At 60.1% G+C, this 944-nt stretch carries 3 protein-coding genes; all 3 read right to left on the reverse strand.

The window, feature by feature from the left end; genetic code table 11:
- Window positions 1-306, reverse strand: a 306-nt coding sequence (locus tag VBE63_RS30290) for a DUF167 family protein (protein WP_323686671.1), incomplete at its 3' end; no start/stop codon positions are given.
- Window positions 307-333: 27 nt separating this feature from the next.
- Window positions 334-579 carry a hypothetical protein gene (locus tag VBE63_RS30295; RefSeq protein ID WP_323686672.1) on the reverse strand — a complete coding sequence of 82 codons (246 nt, stop codon included), beginning with the start codon at window positions 577-579 and terminating at the stop codon, window positions 334-336.
- Window positions 580-598: 19 nt separating this feature from the next.
- Window positions 599-944 (reverse strand): YggT family protein (locus VBE63_RS30300; protein WP_323686673.1); only part of this gene is annotated, 346 nt, incomplete at its 5' end.

A 944-nucleotide genomic window follows, 5' to 3' on the forward strand; every position in this document is an offset into this window, starting at 1 on the left:
GTCGTTGATGTCCAATGTCAGCTGACCTGGGTTTTTGATGCGCAATTGCTTGGTCCGGCTCTGCAGCCCACTGACCAGATCGACCGCGCTGCGCGAGACGCCAAAGCGCTCAGCAATGAACCGCACCAACTCGGCGTTGGCTCGGCCATCGATCGGCGGCGCCTTGAGCTTGACCTTGAGTGCATCGCCGAACGGCTCAGCGAAGGCGTTGCGGCCAGCGCGTGGCTGCACGCGCAGCCGCAGTAGCAGATCGTTGCCGTCCCAGCGATACCAGTCGGTGGAGTCGGTCTCAGTACCTTCGTTCATGGCAGTTGCCCTTGGACTTGCCGCTGCTCAAGCGCTTTCGCTGTCTCGGAGCTCCAATCGACGCTCAACGCGCTCAAGACGTCGACGAAACTCGTCCATCTCGCCTTTACTGCTGTAGAACGCCGTGCTCAGGCCAGCAAGCTGCTGGCCCATGGCTGAGACTTGGACTTCAACCGCCGAGAGACGCTGCTTGACCTCGCTCATGTCGGAGCGGATCTCAGAGCGCATGGTTCGCAAGATGTCGAGGACAAGATTGTCGGGCTCTTTGCTCATGGTATGACTTTCCTCTTCATTAGAAAGGACTCCCGGTCAACAACCGCAACGGCGGCAGCAACAGCATCTCGAGCAAAACCAAGCTAATCATCACCACCATCGGTGACAGATCAATACCGCTCATCGGCGGGATCAGCCGCTGCGCGGGGCGCATGATCGGGTCGGTGACATCGCTGAGCAGCATCACCGCCGGATTGTACGGATCAGGATTCACCCAGCTCAGGATTACCCGGATCAACACCGCGAACAGGAAGATGCTGATGATCAGCGACACCAGCCCCGGCAGCGCCCAGAGCAGGGCACCGAGTGGATTGCGACCGAGCCCCATCAGCATCGACAGCAACGCCAGCTCGCAGGCCTTCAGC

This window comes from Lamprobacter sp. (genome assembly GCF_034860625.1).
GTDB lineage: Bacteria > Pseudomonadota > Gammaproteobacteria > Chromatiales > Chromatiaceae > Lamprobacter.